We start from the raw sequence: 18,159 nt of genomic DNA, 5'->3' as shown, positions 1-18,159 counted from the left end.
GACTACCCATTACAGTGATGATGTAAAAGGTAGTTCGCACTGAAACCGAATTTGGTTACAAGAAAAATGAATTAAATCTGTTCTTTGCGAAATTTATTTTGCACATCGTGTTACCGAAAGCCCTGATGCAACGAATACCTAATAGAGAGAAGCCTGATCGCAACGAATTAAGCGAATTACGCTTGCATGCGCTATTGGTGCAGGGGCTCGCTGGGGACCAGATCGCCTACCGTAACTTCCTGCAACTCACGGCTACGCATTTGCGCGCCTTTTTACGCCGCCGCCTCAGCCGCTGGCCGGACGAAGTGGAAGACCTGGTACAGGAGTCACTATTGGCGATACATAACCAGCGTGCGACGTATGACGTAGATGCACCGTTGACCGCCTGGGTCTATGCAATAGCGAAGTACAAGCTGATCGACTGGTTACGCCGCCATGCGCGACGCGAAACACTAAATGATCCGCTGGATGATGAAAATGAATTGTTCACAACTGCGGACGGCGATGCGCATGAAGCGCAGCGTGACCTGGGAAAACTGCTGGAGTTGCTGCCGGAACAGCAACGTGCCGCCATCGTACATACCAAGCTGGACGGCTGGTCGGTGCGCGAAACGGCAACAACAATGAATATATCCGAAGCCTCGGTCAAGGTCGCCGTACATCGCGGCCTGAAAGCACTGGCGCTCAAATTGCAGGAAATATCATGAAAACAGATGACTTGATCAATATGCTGGCGAGCGGGCCAGACATCGCAGCACCGAAGCTGCCGCTGCGGTATTTTGCCGCGCTGATCGCTGGCGGCCTGTTGCTGAGCATCGTCCTGATGCTGGCCTTCCTCGGCCTGCGTCCGAATATGGCCGAACTGGCCATGCTGCCTGCGTTCTGGATCAAAATGATTTTCGTGCTGGCGCTGGTCGCCTGTGGCTGGCTGGCCGTCACCCGTCTGTCGGCACCAGGCGCGCGTACCCGCGCTTTACCGTTTGTCATTGCGACACCGATAGTGCTGATCTGGCTGATTGCCGCGACGAGCATGATGAATGCGGCACCGGATGAGCGCGCATATTTGTTCTGGGGTGATACCTGGCACTACTGTTCGTGGCTGATCGCTATCCTGTCCTTGCCCATTTTTGTCGCGTTGCTGAAAGTGATGCGGGAGCTGGCACCTACCCGCCTGCGTCTGGCAGGTGCGGGGGCAGGCTTTGCAGCTGGTACTGCCGCGACCCTGGTGTATTCCTTCCACTGCCCGGAAATTGCCGCGCCGTTTATCGGCTTCTGGTATCTGATCGGCATCCTGATCCCCAGCGTTATAGGTGCATGGCTAGGGCCGCGTGTTTTGCGTTGGTGATTTTGCAGACGAAAAAAAACCAGTCCCCGGACTGGTTTTCTTGATTCAACTGCATACACGTCAAAACTGCTCCCATTCATCGCCGTCACCGGCTACTACAGTGGCACGCTGACGCACTATTTGCTTATCCGTATTCGCTGTACGCACAGCTGGTGCGACTGGCTTGCTGGCGGCGGTCCTGGTCGCAACTGCTTTCTTGCTCGCCGGTGACAATGCCACCGCGTTCGCATCCAGTTTGAATACGCTGACCACTTGCGACAAATTGCTGGCCTGGTCTTGCAAGGATTCCGCAGCAGCAGCAGCTTCTTCCACCAGCGCCGCATTTTGCTGGGTGACCTGATCCATTTGCATCACGGCCTGATTGATTTGCTCTATGCCGTCCGTCTGCTCCTGGCTGGCTGCAGTGATTTCGCTCATGATGTCGGTCACACGTCTTACGCTTTCAACAACTTCACCCATCGTGACGCCCGCTTCATTGACGAGGCGCGAGCCAGCACCCACTTTTTCCACTGAATCATCGATCAGGGTTTTGATTTCTTTTGCTGCACTGGCCGAACGTTGTGCCAGGTTACGCACCTCCGATGCCACCACCGCGAAGCCACGACCCTGCTCACCGGCACGCGCAGCTTCTACTGCTGCATTCAAGGCCAGGATATTGGTCTGAAAGGCAATACCATCGATCACGCCTATGATGTCGACGATTTTATTAGCCGAATCATTGATGGAACCCATGGTTTCCACCACTTGCGACACCACTGCGCCACCACGCACTGCGACTTCGGATGCCGTCATGGCCAGTTGATTCGATTGGCGTGCATTGTCGGCATTTTGCTTGACGGTCGACGTCAGCTCTTCCATCGACGATGCGGTTTCTTCCAGCGAACTGGCCTGTTCTTCGGTGCGGGACGACAAATCCAGGTTGCCGGTCGCGATCTGGCTGGATGCGGTGGCGATAGTATCGGTACCCATGCGTACCTGCGTGACTATACGTACCAGACCGTTGTTCATATCCTGCAAGGCTTGCAGCAGCTGGCCGGTTTCATCCTTGGATTTCACGACTATGGTGCCGGTCAGGTCGCCATCCGCCACTTTACGCGCCAGACCGACGGCTTCACTCAATGGACGGGTAATGCTGCGCGTCGCGAGGAAACCGAGGAAAGCGCTGATGAGGACGGCAATCACGGACAGTATGGCGACCAGCTGCTGCGCACTTTCGGACACATCATGCGCATCTTCTCCCGACTTGTGCATCAGCGTGCTTTGATAGTCAACCAGCCGGTCCAGCCCGGCCATGTATTCCAGTTGTGCCGGACGCACTTCGGCGAACAACAATATCTGCGCCTCTGCACGCATGCCTTGTTCTATCAGCGAGACAAATTTATCTTTGGCCGGGGTGAAGCGGCCGCGCGCATCAGTCAGCGCTTTGACGTAGGTACGCCCTTTTTCACTTTTGATGGTCTGATCCAGCTTATCGAGCGCAGCGCTGATGGTAACCGAACCCTTGGCGATGGTATCGAGCTCGCCCTTGATCTGGTTTGCATCTGTCATCAACAAGGCGTTGCGCATATTGCGCGCCGTTTCATTCAAGGTGTCCTTGATGATGTGGGCATTGACGGTCTTGGGATAACGATCATTGCTGACTACGCTGATCGCGGCATCCAGTTTGTCCAGGCGGGTGTAGGCAATGGCTGCCAGGATAATAAGTACCGCAACTACGGCACCGAAACTCAGTGTCAGACGCTGACCGATTTTCAGATTTTTCATAATGAAACAACTTTCGATAAATTGAACAGGAACGCCAGCCGCCTCCGTCTGATGTAGAGAGGGGCAGTCTGGCCAGCAATGCTTTAGGGGGAATTTCTTGAGTCGGGAAGTGGCTTGCGCGCCGCGGCGAAGCAGGAAATCGTCTGTATCAACGACTCCCGACGAATTGATGTTATATCCGCAGAGCAACATCGCCCATCCCATAGATATGGGATAACAGCTGAAAACATCGCGCTGGCATTGGGGGTTAGGCGCTTTCGTGCTTAGTCGCTTATCATCGCTGTTCTGCTGTTTTTGACCTAACCATGTACCAGCTAGTCGGACCGGCCACCGCCGAAATAGAAATCAAAAAAAGCCGCTTCATCGGCCTGCTCTACCCGTTGACAACGCGGGCGGAGGCGCGCGTCAAACTGGTCGAGCTGCGTGCGGCCCATCCGAATGCGGTGCATTTTTGCTGGGTACTGATGTGCGATGGCGATTCCGGCCTGGATGATGATGGCGAGCCATCCGGTACCGCGGCGCGGCCTATGTACAACGTGCTGGTACACAAGGATGTCTTCAATGTGTTGGCCGTGGTGGTCCGCTACTGGGGTGGCATGAAGCTGGGTGCCGGAGGCTTGACGCGTGCTTACGGGCAGGCGATCTCGGAAGCCGTCAAGAATGCCGAACTGATCCCGGTCGAGCCCATGTGTGAACGGCGCTATGCCTTGCAGTTCGCCGATGAATCGACGTTTCGTCGTTATTGCGAACAGCAGAGAGTCAGCGTGATCGATGCGCAGTACGGTGATGCGGTCACCCTGCGCCTGAAGATGAAATGCAGCCAGGCTGAAGAATTCCAGCAGGCTGCTTTCGATTTGCTGCGTGGTGCACTCGACGATTTAAGCGAGCAGCAAGAGAACTAACAGCGCATGGCGACGCGACTTGCGTCACCATACACCCGCACCATCAAATCATTTCCAGCGGTTCTGGGCCATCCGGCGGCGGGAACATATCATCCAATTCCTCCAGATCTTCCGCCGTCAATTGCAGATCGAGTGCAGCGCGGTTTTCCCGTACGTGCTCAGGAGTCGATGCTTTCGGAATCGCGATCACACCTTCCTGGCGCAATACCCAGGCCAGTGCCACCTGCGCCGGAGTCACGCCGTGTCGGTCTGCTATGTCCTGCACTTCCGGATAATCGGTCAGGCGACCCTGCTCTATCGGCGAATAAGCCATCAACGGTAAACCGCTATCCTGCGCCTGCGGCAGCAAATCATATTCAATACCGCGGCGTGTCAGGTTGTATAAAACCTGGTTGGTCGCCATTGCGTCACCGCCAGGTGCACGCGCAATTTCACGCATGTCATCAACATCCATATTGCTGACGCCCCAGTAACGGATTTTGCCCGCGTCCTGCAGTGCTTCAAATGCTGCAATGGTTTCCGCGAACGGCGTACGACCGCGCCAGTGCAACAGATACAGATCGATACAATCGGTGCCGAGGCGACGCAGGCTGCGTTCACACGCGGCAATGGTGCCGCTGCGCGATGCGTTGCTGGGCAAGACTTTGCTGACCAAGAAGACTTCATCACGACGCCCTGCGATTGCTTCACCAACCAGTTTTTCCGATGCGCCGTCGCCATACATTTCAGCGGTGTCGATCAATGTCATGCCGAGATCCAGCCCGAGTCGCAGGCTGGCGATTTCATCCGCGCGACGATGTGCTTCATCGCCCATATACCAGGTACCTTGTCCGAGCACAGGTACGGCCAGACCGGATGGAAGTTTTGTTTTGCGCATATGCACCTTTCAGATTATTGAGCACGCAGAATGTGCGTGCGTACTATCAAGATTTCTTGAACCAGGGCGTCAGGTTCTTTTGTAACGCCCGTTCGTCATAGCCATGGATGACCTTGTCACCGATCACGACAACCGGTACGCCATTGCCGCCCAGTTTTTTAAAGCCTTCATAACCGACAGTGGTTTTTTCTATATCGAGTTCGGTGTAGACAATGCCTTGTTCTTCAAACAGTTTACGGGTGGCAGCACAATAGCCACACCACTCGGTGGCATACAATGTCACCTGTGGCTGCACACCGGATGCAACTGCAGGCTGTGTCTGCTGACCAGACCACAGTGGTTTACCGAGGAATAATGCCAGGCCCAACACACCCAATGCCCCGCTCCATTTCAGCAAACCCGACGAAGCACTCCGATTTTTTGCAGCAGGCGTACCATAGCGGCTGGAAACCACAGGCTCGCCGGATGCCTTGTTATAGGCAAGCTGGCAAGACGGGCATTGCCATTCCGGGGCTTCATCACTGGGCTTGCGTGCATAAGAGCACTTCGGACAGATGCGGGTCATGAGGGCAGAGATTATTAAGAAGTTTTCATTATACGTAGAACTCATTTCATCAATATCCGTGAGATGCGTTCTAACTGCAATTGGTAAAGAATGCGATGAGTAACAAACCGAATCAGTCGAATCAGGCTAACCCCGCCGACACTTTGTTCACCTGCCACCCGCAGGATATGCAATGGCTGCCATGGGCGATGCCGGGCGCACATTTCAAATTGCTGCATGCGAATGCCACCACCGGTCACTTCACACTGCTGATCCGATTCGAAGCCGGTGCGGTTGCGCCTATACACAGGCACGTCGGTGCGGTCGAAGGCTATATGATCGAAGGTGGTTTCTATTATCACGACGAACCCGAGCGCCCGTTCAACGCCGGTTGCTACCTGTGGGAAAACGAAGGCGCGATCCACCAGCCGGTCAGCCCGAATGGCGGCGTGATGTTTGCCGTATTCCACGGACCAGTCGAAGGCCTGGATGCAGATGGTAATGTCATTGGTCGCATCAACTGGAAGTGGCATGTCGAAAAATGGAATGCTGCAGGCAACAACTACCAACCCAGTGTATAGAACTCATTTCACCAATATCCGTGAGATGCGTTCTTACCAAAAGCGGTGCTGGCAAGGCGTGCGACGCGTCGCATAGTAGCCTATGCGCAAGGAGCACAACGCGGCCAGCGACGTTTTTGGTAAGAACCCGAAGGGAACGGGCTATTTGGGCGTATTGCTGCGTTGCGCCGCTTGCCAAGGGACCACCCTTGGCTGCGCGACACGCCTTGCACTACCTCCCAAATAGCCGCGTTCGCACTCGCGGATATTGGTGAAATGAGTTCTAACTAAATTTGCAGCATTTTTGATCTACGTCATTTGCCCACCTGCAAGCTAAGCGGCAAAGCGCTACACTGCATCATCATCCACAATAAAAATGAGCAAGGAGCACATTACACCAATGGACACGGCACTTTCCACGATACTTTCCGACCAGCAGATTGCGCAATTTGAACAAGATGGTTATCTGGTTTTCCGAAAGTTGCTGGAACCGGCGGCATGCGAGCACATGCTGGCGGTAGCCAAAGCGCAGTTGCAAGCCGCGCAACAACCATTGGAGTATGAAGCCGAGCTCGGCTATCCGGGCGCACCGGCATCACTGGATGCCGAAGGTGGCCGCACCGTACGCCGCTTGCGTGGCGCTTATCATCGCGACCCGTGTTTTCATGACTGGGCACGTGATCCGCGCATCGTTGACAAGCTCAAACAACTATTCGACGAAGAGGTTTACCTGACGCTGGCACATCACAATTCCGTGATGACCAAGCATCCACAATTTGGCACGGCGACCGGCTGGCATCGCGATATACGCTACTGGTCGTTTACCCAACCTGACCTGATCTGCGTGTGGCTGGCGCTCGGCGATGAAATGGCAAGCAACGGTGGCCTCAAGTTCATCCCCGGTTCGCACAGGCTCGACATTACACGCGAGCAGCTGGACGACCTCGACTTCCTGCGTCCTGATCATGCGCCAAATGCAGCCTTGTTTGCACAAGGCCAGCCGGTCGACCTGCATCAGGGCGATGTGGTGTTTTTCCACAGCAAGCTATTCCATGCAGCAGGTGTCAACACCACGCCGACGGTCAAGACTTCGGTCGCGTTTGCCTATCACGGCGCGAGCAACCAGGCAGTACCGGGCAGCCGTTCGTCGATAGCAGGCAGCGTTCCGGTGCGTGATTAACTAAGCATTATTTCTTAGGTGTGCTGGGCGGCATCCGTGACGATGCCGGGATATCTTCCTGCACCGATTGCCCGGGCCGCTTGCGCTGCACTTCTTCGACGCCGGGCATGCCCCTGCGGTCGGTATCCATTTGCCCCTGCTCGATATCCTTGTATGCCTGATGCATGACATCGCGCGGCTTGAGCGCATGCTCATCGGGTGACTCATCGGTTTCATGCGGCAACTTCAACTCGGTCTGCTCTTGTCCGGTGGTCTTCACCGGGCGCCTGGTATTGACGGTAACGTGCTTGCTCATCATTCCTCCTTGGTTGCTGCCCGACAATGATTGCCGTCTTGCAGTCTGGTTTTCATCTGTCACCAGGGTAGGAACCTTAAGCCACGTGTTAATTCCCTAACAATGACAAATAGGCATGCGCCACGGCAAAAGTGCAAACCCGCACTGCACAATTCTGCTATCATTGCGCCTGAACATTGGGGAGTAGCCGGCCTTTGGCAACAAAGGAATCTGCATCAACACTCTTGGCACGCATGCCATGGTGCAGATAGTCGCAAGACTTGGCGAGACCATTGATCAAATTACGACCGCATGGGCCGGGGTCGTTGTTTGGTCTTTGGTTATTCGTCCGGCCCGAGAAAGTTATACCCCTCATGGAAGCATTCTTCGTTTCTACCGGCATCGTTGCCCTCGCTGAAGTCGGCGACAAAACGCAACTACTCGCCTTCCTCCTCGCAGCAAAATTCCGCAGACCATTACCTATCGTGCTGGCGATTTTCGTCGCGACCATCGCTAATCATGCGTTCGCCGCTGCGATTGGTACCTGGATTACCACCATGATGGGACCGGAAGTATTACGCTGGGTATTGGGCGTGTCTTTCATCCTGATGGCGGGCTGGACCCTGATCCCCGACAAACTCGATGAAGACGATACCAAACTGGCGAAGTACGGCGTGTTCATGACCACCCTGATCGCTTTCTTCCTCGCAGAGATGGGTGATAAGACACAAGTCGCCACCGTCGCACTGGCTGCGCAATTCCACTCCTTTGTGTGGGTGGTGGCCGGTACGACTTTCGGCATGATGCTGGCAAATGCGCCTGCGGTTTACTTCGGTGACAAGATTGCCGACCGCATGCCGGTGAAGCTGGTGCACCGGATCGCCGCTGCCATTTTTGCCATACTGGGTGTCGCTACCCTGCTTGGTGCAGGAGCACGCTTCGGCATGTAAACCTCTGATGCAAATTGAAAAGCCCTCATTCTTCTGAGGGCTTTTTTTATATATGCAGTCGTTTCTTTGCCGCTGCGTATTCGGCTATCAGGCGCTGTACCACTTCTTCCACTTGCGGCACATCGTCTATCAGTCCGACGCCCTGCCCTGCACCCCAGATATCACGCCAGGCTTTGATCTTGCTGCCGCTGCCGGAACCGAAATTCATTACGGTCTTGTCCGCTTGCGGCAAATTGTCCGGATCCAGTCCGGCATTGATGATGGATTTTTTCAGGTAATTGCCATGAACACCCGTAAACAAATTGCTATAGATCACATCCGCCGCCGCAGATGTCACGATGGCGTCGCGGTAGGCATCATCGACATTCGATTCCTTGGTCGCCAGCCAGCGCGTGCCCATGTATGCAAAGTCTGCTCCCATGGCTTGCGCTGCCAGGACTGCATCGCCGGTCGAGATTGCACCGGACAAGGCGATCGGCCCCTGGAAGAATTTACGCACCTCGCCGACCAGCACAAACGGCGACAGCGTACCGGCATGACCACCGGCACCAGCCGCCACCAGGATCAGGCCATCGACGCCCGCTTCCAATGCTTTTTGTGCGTGGCGTATCGAGATCACATCATGCAGCACGATGCCGCCATAGCTATGGATGGCATCCATCATTTCCTTGGGCGGTGCGCGCAACGATGAAATGATGATGGGTACGCGATGCTTGACGCACACCTCGACGTCATGCGCGAGGCGGTCATTCGATTGATGCACGATTTGATTGACGGCAATCGGGCCGACGATGGCATCAGGATGTGCCGCTTTGTAGTCTGCCAGCTCGGACTGGATGTCGGTCAGCCAGGCATCCAGCAACTCTGCCGGGCGGGCGTTCAATGCGGGGAAAGCGCCGACGATACCTGCCTTGCATTGCGCCTTGACCAGCGCCGGACCACTGGCGATGAACATAGGCGCACCGATGACGGGGATGGCCAGGTTTTGCAGTACTGCTGGCAGGCGATCAGACATCAACATTTCTCCTCAGCAGTGATGCACGCCATGCAGACGTGCATCAGATTATAAGAATCTGTCGAGCAATTTACGGCTGGTCTTATCCAGTTTATTCAAATCACGGATCAGGAATTGTATCCCGTGCGTATCTGCAATCAGCAGTGCCGAGTCACCAATGCGACGGATATCTTCTTCACCCTTGAGTACCAGCGTCGCGTCGCCGCGATTGGTCGCCAGCGTCCAGGTACTGGGCGATGCGAATACGGAGACGCGTTTGATCTGTTTGATCTCGGGCAGGAATTCACGGCTCGCCAATTCTTCTTCCAGCAAGAGGCGCGTGGCTTCCGGCAAATCACTAAGCTTTTCTATCCACACCAATTCATGGCCATCAGGACTGACGATGGCGATACCTATATCCGGCGCGGCAATAGGGAAAGAACGTACGGGCACGACACCTTCCTGCGCTTCTTCGCCCGGTGCCGAATAAATCAGTTTGCCGAAAGCGTTGCGCGTTAATTGAAAGTTGCTCATGCGACCTCCCCGACTTTGATTCCATCTTCCAGCATATCTTCCGCCTGGCGCTGTTGCGCCTGATACAGCTTGTAGTACGCGCCTTCACGTTGCAATAGTTCATCATGCGAACCGACTTCAACGATCTGGCCTCTATCCATCACGACGATGCGATCAGCGCGACGCAGTGTGGACAAGCGATGCGCGATCGCGATGGTGGTACGGCCACGCACCAGATTGTCGAGCGCTTTTTGAATTTCACGTTCGGTGGTGGTATCAACTGACGAGGTTGCTTCATCGAGAATCAGGATGTGCGGATCGATCAGCAAAGCACGTGCAATCGAGATACGTTGACGCTCACCGCCGGACAAGGTTTGTCCGCGCTCGCCGACCATGGAGTCGTAACCATGCGGCAGGCGCAGGATGAATTCATGCGCATGCGCGGCGCGCGCCGCTGCGATGATCTCTGCGCGGCTGGCATCCGGTTTACCGTAAGCGATGTTGTCTGCGATGGTACCGAAGAAGAGGAACGGTTCCTGCAACACCAAGCCGATGTTGCGGCGGTATTCAGGGATAGGTATCGAGCGCACATCGACGCCATCGACCATGATCGCACCGGCGGATACATCGTAGAAACGACAAATCAGGTTAACCAGCGTGCTTTTGCCGGAACCGCTATGACCCACCAGCCCGATCATTTCACCCGGATTGATGGTCAGGTCGAGACCGCGTATCACCGCGCGATTACCGTAACGGAAACCGATATTGTTGATGGTGATTTTGCCCTGCACTTTATCCAGATGCACCGGATTCGTTGCTTCCGGCACGCTGGAAACATGATCCAGGATATCGAAAATACGCTTGGCACCGGTTGCCGCTTTTTGTGTGACGGAAACGATGCGGCTCATCGAATCGAGTCGGGTGTAGAAGCGGCTGATGTAGGCAAGGAAAGCGGTCAACACACCGACCGTAATCATGCCTTGCGACACTTGCCAGATACCCAGCGCCCACACCACCAGCAAACCGATTTCAGTCAGGAAAGTAACCGTAGGCGAAAACAGTGACCAGACTTTATTGACACGATCATTGACTACCAGATTGTGATTATTCGCTTCACGGAAACGTGCGGCTTCGCGTTTTTCCTGTGCGAATGCTTTTACCACGCGTATGCCCGGTATGGTGTCGGCCAATACGTTGGTCACCTGCGACCAGATGCGATCCACTTTTTCAAAGCCGTTACGCAGTTTGTCGCGCACGACGTGGATCATCCAGGCGATGAAAGGCAGCGGCAGCAGTGTCACCAGCGCCAGCCACGGATTGATCGAAATCAGGATAGCCGCCGTCATCATGATCATGAGAACGTCGGTGAAAAAATCCAGCAAATGCAGGGACAGGAACACGCAGATACGATCGGTTTCGGAGCCGATACGTGTCATCAGGTCACCGGTACGTTTACCGCCAAAGTATTCGAGCGACAGACGCAGCAAATGCTCATAAGTGGTGGTACGCAAATCCGCGCCTATGCGCTCACTGACCAGTGCCAGGATGTAGGTACGCGCCCAGCCCAAACCCCAGGCAAACAAGGCTGAACCAAACAAGCCACCGAGGTAAAGCGCGACCAGGCCTTTATCGATAGGCACGCCGTTTTGATATGGGATCAGGACGTTATCCATCAACGGCATGGTCATGTAAGGCGGCACCAAGGTAGCTGCGGTCGACGCCAGCGTCAGGATAAAACCCAGCAATAATTGACCGCGATACGGTTTGGCGAAACGCCACAGACGGAACAGCGAAGCGGTCGATGGCGGTTGCTCTTCCGCTGCATTGCCGTCCTCGCCATCCTCATCATCTGCTGCTTCTTCAGCTTCCGGCCGGACCTGTGCAACACCGGTTGCGATCGCATGACGCTGTTGTTCAAACTCGGTAATCAGGTGCAAGGCCTGCGGATTCTGCGCCAGCGTATAGCGCCAGAGCGCTAGCCGCGCATTTGCATCGTGCAATTCCAGACTGCCGACACCGGCGTGATCGTAGTGTTTCAACGCCATATCGGCGCGCAAAGGCCAGACTTGCCAATCTGCCTCAGCATGCGTGCGCGCCAACAGTTGTAAATTTGTAAGAATTACAATGCCAGTAACGAAATGTAGACTTAAATCAAGATCAAGCTCGAGGTGAGCGAGTATGATTTCATCCTTGCTCAAGCGGGCGTTGACATCCTGCCATGCTGCAGGGACGGCATTTTTTGCTGTCAATAAAGGTGAAGAGGCGGTTTTCATCAAGCTGGAAGGGTTTCCGTAAAGAACGAATATTCGTGTACTTGCGACCAGAATATATGGTTTTGTCTCAGATTGGCGGCCAGTATATCCAAACGAACCCGACTTGTTTGTCGTATTCGATCTCATGAAAAATATAATCACTAAATAAGTAAACCAAAAAACCGCGAGCGCGTTACAGCTATTTTAGCCACCAAGTTTTGGCTTTTCCCCTACATACTTTCCATTACAAATGAACAACAAAACCATCGATATTATCGATGTGCTAAGTTTACGCGGACCAAATATCTGGACTTATCGTCCAGTGCTGGAGGCATGGGTTGATATTGGCGAACTGGAAGATTTTCCTTCCAACACCATCCCCGGCTTCTATGAGCGGCTGACCGCCTGGTTGCCTAGCCTGGTCGAACATCATTGCGGCGTCGGTGTACACGGCGGTTTCCTGATGCGCTTGCGTGAAGGCACCTGGCCAGGTCACATCATGGAACACGTGATGATAGAACTGCAAAACCTGGCTGGCATGCAAAGCGGCTTCGGCAAAGCACGTGAAACCTCGAAACGCGGTGTATACAAAGTCGTCGTTCGCGCCCGTCATGAAGAAGTCAGCCGCGCCGCACTCGTTGCCGCCCGCGATCTGGTCATGGCCGCGATCCAGGACAAACCGTTTGACGTCAAAGCCACCGTCGACAATCTGCGCGAGATCCTGGAATCCGTTGCCCTCGGACCAAGCACCGGCTGTATCGTCGATGCCGCGACCGATAGGCGCATCCCATCGATGCGCCTGAACGAAGGCAATCTGGTGCAACTGGGTTACGGTGCGCGCCAACGCCGCATCTGGACCGCAGAGACTGACCAGACCAGCGCCATCGCGGAAACCATTTCCAGTGACAAAGAATTAACAAAGACCTTGCTGCAATCCTGTGGCGTACCCGTGCCGGAAGGCCGCATCGTCAACAGCGTGGCCGATGCCTGGGATGCTGCTGAAAGCATAGGCTTGCCGGTTGTCGTCAAACCGCTGGACGGCAATCACGGCCGTGGTGTCTCGACCAACCTGAACAATCAAAAAGATATCGAAGCGGCGTTCCTGCTGGCCGAACAGGAAAGCAGTGATGTCATCGTTGAGCGCTTCGTGCGCGGCAACGAGCACCGCCTGCTGATTATCGGTGGCCGCCTGGTCGCTGCTGCACGCGGCGAAGAGGCTTCCATCGTTTCCGACGGCGTCTCGACCATTTCCGAACTGATCAATAGCCAGCTCAACAGCGATCCACGTCGCGGCAGCAGTGAAGATTGCCCGCTCAACCTGATCCTGATCGATGAAGCGGATGATCCACGCGTCGTGCTGCTGGAGCTGGCACGCCAGGGTTACACCACCGAATCCATCCCGACCGCCGGCGAGACCATCCTGGTACAACGCAATGGCAACGTCGCCTTTGACGTGACCGATCAGGTTCACCCTAGCGTTGCCGCTGCTGCTTCGCTGGCTGCACGCATCGTTGGCCTCGACATTGCTGGCGTCGACCTGGTGGCAGAAGATATTTCCCGTCCGCTGGAAGAACAAGGCGGCGCCATCGTTGAAGTCAACGCTGGTCCTGGTTTGCTGATGCATCTGAAACCAGCCGACGGCCCGGCCCGTCCGGTCGGACGCGCGATCGTCGACCATCTGTTTGCCGAAGATCAAAACGGCCGCATTCCTATCGTCGGCGTTACCGGCTCGAACGGCACCACCGTGGTTTCGCGCCTGATCGCATGGCTGCTGCACTTGCAAGGTAAATACGTCGGCCTGGCTTGCCGCGACGGCTTGTTCCTGCATCAGCGTCATGTACAGCAAAAGAAAAGCGACAACTGGCACGCAACCCGCCAGGTCTTGCTCAACCGCATGGTTGAAGCCGCAGTATTTGAAAACAGCAGCAAAGCCATCTTGTCCGAAGGCCTGGCCTATGATTGGTGCCAGGTTGGCGTGGTCACGAATATCGACCCGGATGACAAGCTGCCTGAGTTCTATATAGAAGACGCCGATCAAATGACCAAGGTTGCACGTACCCAGGTCGACATCGTATTGCCTGATGGCGTTGCCGTACTCAATGCCGCCGATGCGCGCGTAGCTGAATTTGCTGCGCTGTGCGATGGCAGCGTGATTTTCTTTGCTGCTGCAGCGTCGACACCCGTCATCGTTGCGCACCAGGCCGAAGGCGGCCGCAGCGTACATGTACGCGACGGCAACATCGTACTGGCAAGTGGCAAGGAAGAAGTTGTCGTCAGCGCAGCGCAGGAACGTGCCGACCTCAGCATTGAAAACAGTCTGGCAGCAATTGCAGCAGCGTGGGCCTTGGGCATCAGCCCCGATTTGATGCGTGCCGGGATAGAAACATTTGAATCAACAGATGCTAACGTCACGGCCTAAAAATCATGAGCTCAGTTTACGCACATCACGATAATAAAGAGACCAACGCAGTCTATCTCGATGCGTTAATCGATAAAGCACCGGCTAGCGGAAAAAAGAGAACCGTTGCGCCAAGAAGGAAGATGCTCATGGAAATATCACGCGTTCGCGCCCTGCGCGGCCCCAACCTGTGGAGTCGGCATACGTCGATCGAAGCCATTGTGTCCTGCAATGGGATTGAACAAACCATACTCGCCATTCCCGGTTTTGAAGACCGTTTGCGTGCACGCTTCCCGGAAATCAAATTCCTGGAACCGGCTGACACCACATTCTCCATGGCGCACGTGCTGGAAAGCGCAGCACTCTGCCTGCAAGCCCAGGCTGGTTGCCCGGTCACATTTGGCCGCACCATCCAGACCGTAGAGCCTGGCATTTATCAAGTCGTCGTTGCGTACACTGAAGAAGCAGTCGGCCGCCTCGCATTCGAGCTGGCGCAAAACCTGTGCCGTGCAGCGACCGAAGACACCCCGTTCGACCTCGCAACTGCATTGGCCAGCCTGCGTGAACTCGACGAAGACATCCGCCTTGGACCTAGCACCGGCTCCATCGTTGATGCAGCAGTCGCACGCGGCATTCCATATCGCCGCCTGACCGAAGGCAGCATGGTGCAATTTGGCTGGGGTAGCCGCCAACAGCGCATACAGGCAGCTGAAACCGGCTTCACCAGCGCCATCGCTGAATCGATCGCCCAAGACAAGGAAATGACCAAACTCTTGCTGGCAGCGGCCGGTGTACCGGTACCTGACGGCGCCTCGGTCACCACTGCCGAAGAAGCATGGCAAGCTGCGCAAGATATCGGCGCACCTGTCGTCATCAAACCACGCGATGGCAACCAGGGTAAAGGCGTCGCCGTCAACATGAAGACGGAAGAAGAAGTCAAAACCGCATTCGCCGTCGCTTACGAAATCTGCAGCGACGTCGTGGTGGAACGCTATCTGCCGGGTCATGACTATCGCCTGCTGGTCGTCGGCAAGCAATTGGTCGCCGCAGCACGGCGCGCGCCACCGGAAGTCATCGGTGATGGCACACAAACCATACGCCAGCTGATCGACCAGGTTAACCTCGATCCATTGCGCGGCGATGGCCATGCCAGCCCGCTGACCAAGATCAAGGTCGACAACCTGACACTGGCGACCCTGGCCAAGATTAACTACACGCTGGAAAGCGTACCGCCTAAAGGCGTACAGGTTGTCTTGCGCAACAACGCCAACCTCAGCACCGGCGGCACCGCGACCGACGTCACCGATGATGTCCATCCTGACCTCGCAGCACGTGCGGTTGAAGCAGCACAAATGATAGGCCTCGATATCTGCGGTATCGACCTGGTCTGCGAAAGCGTTATCAAGACCCTGGAAGAACAAGGCGGTGGCGTGGTTGAAGTCAACGCCGCGCCAGGCTTGCGCATGCACATCAAACCTTCGTTCGGCAAAGGCCGTCCGGTTGGTGAAGCCATCATCTCCACCATGTTCAAGGAAGGTGACGATGGTCGTATCCCGGTTGTCGCAGTGGCTGGCACCAACGGCAAAACCACGACCGTTCGCCTGATCGCACACATCCTGCAAGGTAATAAATACCGTGTCGGCATGACCAGCACCGATGGCGTCTACATCGAAAACAAACGTATCGATACCGGCGACTGCAGCGGTCCGCGCAGCGCACGCAATGTCCTGATGCACCCTGACGTTGATGCTGCCGTGCTGGAAACCGCACGTGGCGGCGTCCTGCGCGAAGGCCTCGGCTTTGATCGCTGCAACGTTGCAGTTGTCACCAACATCGGTGTCGGCGATCACCTCGGCTTGAACTTCATCTCAACCGTGGAAGATCTCGCCGTGGTTAAGCGCGTGATCGTACAAAACGTCGCACCTACCGGTACTGCAGTGCTGAACGCGGCCGATCCTATGGTCGCCAACATGGCAAGCAGCTGCCCGGGCAGCGTCACCTTCTTTGCACAGGATGGCAACCAAGCCGTGCTCGCAACACATCGCGCACAAGGTCATCGCGTGCTGTTCCAGGATGGCAATGCGATCATCCTGTCGGAAGGTCAATTCGAACACCGCATCCAGCTCTCGGACATTCCTATTACCCACAACGGTACCGTTGGTTTCCAGATTGAAAATGCGATGGCCGCCATCGGCGCTGCATGGGGTCTCGGCCTCGACTGGGATGTCGTGCTGCAAGGTTTGCGCACGTTTGAAAACAGCGCAAGTTCCACACCAGGTCGCTTCAACATCTTCTCGCACAAAGGCGCGACGGTGATTGCCGACTACGGCCACAACCCTGACGCGATCGAAGCACTGACCCGCGCAGTGGAAGGCATGCCAGCCAAACGCCGCATGGTCGTCATCAGCGGTGCCGGTGATCGCCGTGACGAAGATTTGCGTCGCCAGACCCAGATCCTCGGCGATGCATTCGACGACATCATCCTGTACGAAGACCAATGCCAACGCGGCCGTGCCGATGGTGAAGTATTGGCCCTGCTGCGCGAAGGCCTGAGCAATGCCAAACGCACCCAGTTCACACAGGAAATCCAGGGTGAATTCCTCGCCATCGATACCGCGCTGGCGAAACTGGAAGCAGGCGACTTATGCCTGATCCTGGTTGATCAGGTCGAAGAAGCACTGGCCCACATCGCTGCCAACGTTGAAGCGTAAATATAAAAAGCCAGCTGCAAGCTGGCTTTTTTTTCGACTGCATCCGGACACCATAAAAACTATAGACTGAGGTCGCATCTATTCATCATGGTGCAGCCTCACTTTTGAGATCCTCGGGCAAGAGCTTGGTGCACAGTATATCTATCGCTTAAAAACAAAAAGGTCAGCTGCAAGCCGACCTTTCTGAGCACTTCAAACAGTATTAGAACTTGTATCGCAAACCGACCGAGAACAGATTCGCTTTCAAACTGACGCCATCATCTTTGGCCACTTTGCCGAAATCCTCATACTCAACCACTGCTGCCAGATTCTTGGAAAAATTATAAGCAGCGCCTATACCAATCAAGCGAGCTGTACGAGTTTCAGATCCAGACTCATATCCGGCAACCCCTGCGTCCGTGTAGGTATCCACTACCTTGACACGGTTCCGCGATACGCCCAGTTTTGCAAACAGCGCAAACTGATCATTGACCGGCAACGTGGCTGTAGCAGCTATATAAAGCGATCGTACTTTGCTACCAAAAGTACCTTTGATATCGTCGGAGGCGTAATCAATTTTTCCTTTCCCCCAATTGACATAGCCACCTTGCACACCAAAGTACTGATTGAATTCATAGCCACCATACAGTTTGTATGCGGTTGAATTATCTTTGACCGAGCCGCCTCCTTCATCTGTACTTACACTCAATTTCTGATTAGCACGTCCTGCATTGAAGCCAACATATGCCCCTTCTGCTTGTGCCAAGAAAGGTGCCATCAATGCGGCACCAAGCGCTGCTACGCCCAGTTGTCTGATCATCGTTATCTCCCTTATTCATTAAAGCTTTGTACGATAACGGTCTGGACAAGGATAGGATATAGGATGCATCTCATTCAATAGTGAGGCCTAAAGACT

The 18,159-nt window shown here is 55.1% G+C and carries 16 protein-coding genes and 1 riboswitch; of the genes, 8 read left to right on the top strand and 8 right to left on the bottom strand.

The genetic code is table 11. From position 1 onward, the window contains the following. Window positions 1-125: 125 nt before the first annotated feature. On the top strand, window positions 126-707 hold the full coding sequence (locus H7U06_RS01985; protein WP_175624548.1) for a sigma-70 family RNA polymerase sigma factor: 582 nt from the start codon (window positions 126-128) through the stop codon (window positions 705-707). Continuing rightward, entirely contained in the window at window positions 704-1,345 is a 642-nt protein-coding gene (locus H7U06_RS01980; RefSeq protein ID WP_175624547.1) for an NrsF family protein, read from the top strand. The genes H7U06_RS01985 and H7U06_RS01980 overlap by 4 nt, the downstream gene beginning before the upstream one ends. A gap of 60 nt (window positions 1,346-1,405) precedes the next feature. Here H7U06_RS01980 and H7U06_RS01975 read toward each other — a convergent pair whose 3' ends face one another. After that, the gene (locus tag H7U06_RS01975; protein WP_175624546.1) at window positions 1,406-3,109 is read right to left on the bottom strand and encodes a methyl-accepting chemotaxis protein; all 1,704 of its coding nucleotides are present in this window, start codon (window positions 3,107-3,109) and stop codon (window positions 1,406-1,408) included. A gap of 305 nt (window positions 3,110-3,414) precedes the next feature. On the opposite strand from H7U06_RS01975, the gene H7U06_RS01970 reads away from it, so the two are divergent. Then, window positions 3,415-4,011, top strand: coding sequence for a YigZ family protein (locus H7U06_RS01970; protein WP_175624545.1), 597 nt, complete (start codon window positions 3,415-3,417; stop codon window positions 4,009-4,011). Between the two features lie 43 nt (window positions 4,012-4,054). Here H7U06_RS01970 and H7U06_RS01965 read toward each other — a convergent pair whose 3' ends face one another. Together H7U06_RS01965 and H7U06_RS01960 are read right to left on the bottom strand one after the other, a co-directional pair. Further along, window positions 4,055-4,888, bottom strand: a complete 834-nt coding sequence (locus H7U06_RS01965) for an aldo/keto reductase (protein WP_175624544.1) — start codon at window positions 4,886-4,888, stop codon at window positions 4,055-4,057. A 46-nt stretch (window positions 4,889-4,934) separates the two neighbouring features. Continuing rightward, the gene (locus H7U06_RS01960) at window positions 4,935-5,453 is read right to left on the bottom strand and encodes a glutaredoxin family protein (protein ID WP_175624543.1); all 519 of its coding nucleotides are present in this window, start codon (window positions 5,451-5,453) and stop codon (window positions 4,935-4,937) included. Between the two features lie 95 nt (window positions 5,454-5,548). Between H7U06_RS01960 and H7U06_RS01955 the strand changes: the two genes are divergently transcribed. Beyond that, entirely contained in the window at window positions 5,549-6,013 is a 465-nt protein-coding gene (locus H7U06_RS01955) for a 2,4'-dihydroxyacetophenone dioxygenase family protein (RefSeq protein WP_175624542.1), read from the top strand. Window positions 6,014-6,392: 379 nt separating this feature from the next. After that, on the top strand, window positions 6,393-7,172 hold the full coding sequence (locus H7U06_RS01950) for a phytanoyl-CoA dioxygenase family protein (protein WP_254873111.1): 780 nt from the start codon (window positions 6,393-6,395) through the stop codon (window positions 7,170-7,172). 7 nt (window positions 7,173-7,179) lie between these two features. On the opposite strand, the gene H7U06_RS01945 is transcribed toward H7U06_RS01950, so the two are convergent. After that, window positions 7,180-7,467 (bottom strand): hypothetical protein, encoded by a 288-nt coding sequence (locus tag H7U06_RS01945; protein ID WP_175624540.1) that lies wholly within the window; start codon window positions 7,465-7,467, stop codon window positions 7,180-7,182. 166 nt (window positions 7,468-7,633) lie between these two features. Continuing rightward, window positions 7,634-7,802, top strand: a riboswitch (yybP-ykoY riboswitch). A gap of 18 nt (window positions 7,803-7,820) precedes the next feature. On the opposite strand from H7U06_RS01945, the gene H7U06_RS01940 reads away from it, so the two are divergent. Further along, the gene (locus H7U06_RS01940; protein WP_175624539.1) at window positions 7,821-8,396 is read left to right on the top strand and encodes a TMEM165/GDT1 family protein; all 576 of its coding nucleotides are present in this window, start codon (window positions 7,821-7,823) and stop codon (window positions 8,394-8,396) included. Window positions 8,397-8,442: 46 nt separating this feature from the next. On the opposite strand, the gene H7U06_RS01935 is transcribed toward H7U06_RS01940, so the two are convergent. The 3 genes from H7U06_RS01935 to H7U06_RS01925 are packed head-to-tail and all read right to left on the bottom strand — an operon-like array spanning window position 8,443 to window position 12,101. Beyond that, window positions 8,443-9,411: a nitronate monooxygenase family protein gene (locus H7U06_RS01935; protein ID WP_175624538.1), complete on the bottom strand. Its 969-nt coding sequence runs from the start codon at window positions 9,409-9,411 to the stop codon at window positions 8,443-8,445. Window positions 9,412-9,459: 48 nt separating this feature from the next. Further along, window positions 9,460-9,924 carry a DUF1854 domain-containing protein gene (locus H7U06_RS01930; protein WP_175624537.1) on the bottom strand — a complete coding sequence of 155 codons (465 nt, stop codon included), beginning with the start codon at window positions 9,922-9,924 and terminating at the stop codon, window positions 9,460-9,462. Beyond that, window positions 9,921-12,101: an ABC transporter ATP-binding protein gene (locus tag H7U06_RS01925; protein ID WP_370458599.1), complete on the bottom strand. Its 2,181-nt coding sequence runs from the start codon at window positions 12,099-12,101 to the stop codon at window positions 9,921-9,923. The genes H7U06_RS01930 and H7U06_RS01925 overlap by 4 nt, the downstream gene beginning before the upstream one ends. A 304-nt stretch (window positions 12,102-12,405) precedes the next feature. Here H7U06_RS01925 and cphA (H7U06_RS01920) point away from each other — a divergent pair, with 304 nt between their 5' ends. Continuing rightward, the gene (gene cphA, locus H7U06_RS01920) at window positions 12,406-14,574 is read left to right on the top strand and encodes a cyanophycin synthetase (protein ID WP_175624535.1); all 2,169 of its coding nucleotides are present in this window, start codon (window positions 12,406-12,408) and stop codon (window positions 14,572-14,574) included. 128 nt (window positions 14,575-14,702) lie between these two features. After that, window positions 14,703-17,264: a cyanophycin synthetase gene (gene cphA / locus H7U06_RS01915; protein WP_175624534.1), complete on the top strand. Its 2,562-nt coding sequence runs from the start codon at window positions 14,703-14,705 to the stop codon at window positions 17,262-17,264. A gap of 202 nt (window positions 17,265-17,466) precedes the next feature. On the opposite strand, the gene H7U06_RS01910 is transcribed toward cphA (H7U06_RS01915), so the two are convergent. Continuing rightward, window positions 17,467-18,063, bottom strand: a complete 597-nt coding sequence (locus tag H7U06_RS01910) for an outer membrane beta-barrel protein (protein WP_175624533.1) — start codon at window positions 18,061-18,063, stop codon at window positions 17,467-17,469. Window positions 18,064-18,159 lie beyond the last annotated feature (96 nt).

This window comes from Herminiimonas sp. Marseille-P9896 (assembly GCF_903993245.1).
Taxonomy (GTDB): Bacteria; Pseudomonadota; Gammaproteobacteria; order Burkholderiales; family Burkholderiaceae_D; genus Oxalicibacterium; species Oxalicibacterium contaminans.
This window is presented reverse-complemented; position numbering and strand designations above follow the sequence as displayed.